At 37.5% G+C, this 1,873-nt stretch carries 2 protein-coding genes; one reads left to right on the top strand and one right to left on the bottom strand.

The features are described from left to right. Positions 1-258: 258 nt before the first annotated feature. A complete protein-coding gene (locus tag DBR11_RS24060; protein WP_108555133.1) occupies positions 259-798 on the bottom strand; it encodes a lipocalin family protein in 540 nt (179 codons plus the stop codon). Between the two features lie 164 nt (positions 799-962). Between DBR11_RS24060 and DBR11_RS24055 the strand changes: the two genes are divergently transcribed. Further along, positions 963-1,856 (top strand): lysophospholipid acyltransferase family protein, encoded by an 894-nt coding sequence (locus tag DBR11_RS24055; RefSeq protein ID WP_369974450.1) that lies wholly within the window; start codon positions 963-965, stop codon positions 1,854-1,856. Positions 1,857-1,873: the final 17 nt, after the last annotated feature.

The raw sequence follows: 1,873 nt of genomic DNA, 5'->3' as shown, positions 1-1,873 counted from the left end.
TTGGGTTAGCTCCTGTGCCTGATCTTCAGAAGCAGTTTTTTTGAAAAAATAAGCATATACTTTTTTATGCCATAGCGTGAAAGCTATTTCAAAAGACACATGATCCCCTTCTTTTATATCCCGGATGTAGTTTAGCATTTCTGCTCAAAAATATTTGGTTAACATTAGCTAAAATTAAATATAGTGTTAATTCCAACAAAAAAGCAATTAACATTATATTCATAAATACATCCTGCTCCCAAATCTCAGAGGGCTGCACTAATCCTGTTTTGTCCAGACCAGCGCATTAATATCATAACCTAATGCTTTAGCTTGATTCAAATACGCCAATCTAACGGTTTCTGGTATAGTTTTCTCCCTTGAGAGAATCCACATATATTTTAAATTATTGCCCACCACAAGTGCGTAACGGTAATCCTGATCAATTGCTATAACATTATAGCCTGCGTAAAATGGACCAAAAAAAGACACCTTTAATCTACCCTCTTCAGGATCCATTACCGGTTTGGCCTTTCCAATGCTGTTCTTCCATCTCCCTTTTACAACATCAAAGCCTCTGTTATCTACTTTAATCAAACCTTCTTCTTGCTGCGTATAAGTTGCCGTTACATGGTTCAGATTTTTTTCATATTTAAAATCCAGACGGGCTATTTCGTACCATTTCCCAAGGTATTTTGACTTATCAAAAGGTTTAACTGCCTCAGCACCTTTAGGAATAGAAACCTTGCAGGAAGCTGATAAGAGTGCCAGTGCGCCTGCTCCCAAAGCGAGTGACAAATAGACTTTATTTGTTTTCATACTTATTAAACCAGTACATGGCTATAAAGTTTGTATAGAGGAGTATTCCTTATTCAATTTTGCTTCTGCTCATCAACAGTTCTTTGCGCCCCACCTCTGAAATTAAAAATCTACATTTTAATGGCATATTTCTTTTGTGGGGTTACTAATTTTGCACATCAACTATGCTTATGATAAAAAAGTGTTTTTCCTATTTAGGTATATTTTTTCTCAGTTTTTTATCTCTCCTTCCTTTGTCCGCTTTATATATCTTGTCGGATGCTGTTTACCTTTTATTGTATAAGATCTTTGGCTACAGGAGAAAGGTTGTTAGAGAAAACCTGATTAAAGCACTTCCGGATAAGACACCAGCCGAAATTAATGCGATAGAGAAACGCTTTTACCAATATCTTTCAGATTTGATCTTCGAAATTGTCAAGATGAATAGTATCTCGAAAAAAGAAGTTGAAAAGCGCTTTATTTTTAAAAACAAGGAGCAAGTGGAAGCCTACTTAAATAATGGACAAAGTGTCCTGATCTGCTCCGCACATTACGGCAATTGGGAATGGGGTACACTTGGTATTGGCTTAAATTTTTCAGCCGACCATTACCCGATCTACAAACCACTGAGCAATCCGGTTTTTGACAATTGGTTTAAAAAAGTACGCAGCAGATTTGGAAACAAATTAATTGCCATGCGTCAAACTTTACGGGCCTTGCAGCAGAGCAAAAATGCACCTAGTATGTTTAGTTTCGGGAATGATCAGGCGCCATCGAAAGATGAGTCCCACTATTGGACAACTTTCCTGCATCAGCAAACCTCCATTCAACTGGGTATTGAAAAAATTGCCAGAAAGACAAACCAACCGATATTTTATTTCAGGGTCAACTATATCAAAAGAGGCTATTATAAGGTGGATTGCATCCCGCTTTGTTTAAAACCTGCTGAAACCGCAGAATTTGAAATCACAGAATTACATACCAGGATGCTCGAAAACATCATTCGGGAAGAACCGGCTTACTGGCTTTGGAGTCACAGAAGATGGAAATACCAGCCGAAGTCTGATCAGGGAATTTAGAAGACTAACCTTCTATG

The sequence above is a fragment of the Pedobacter sp. HMWF019 genome (genome assembly GCF_003061025.1).
Lineage (GTDB): Bacteria > Bacteroidota > Bacteroidia > Sphingobacteriales > Sphingobacteriaceae > Pedobacter.
This window is presented reverse-complemented; position numbering and strand designations above follow the sequence as displayed.

What these genes read in the sequence shown, in the direction of transcription:
- DBR11_RS24055 (WP_369974450.1), top strand. Translation starts at nt 963, where the DNA reads ATGCTTATGATAAAAAAGTGTTTTTCCTATTTAGGTATATTTTTTCTC.
- DBR11_RS24060 (WP_108555133.1), bottom strand. Translation starts at nt 798, where the DNA reads ATGAAAACAAATAAAGTCTATTTGTCACTCGCTTTGGGAGCAGGCGCA.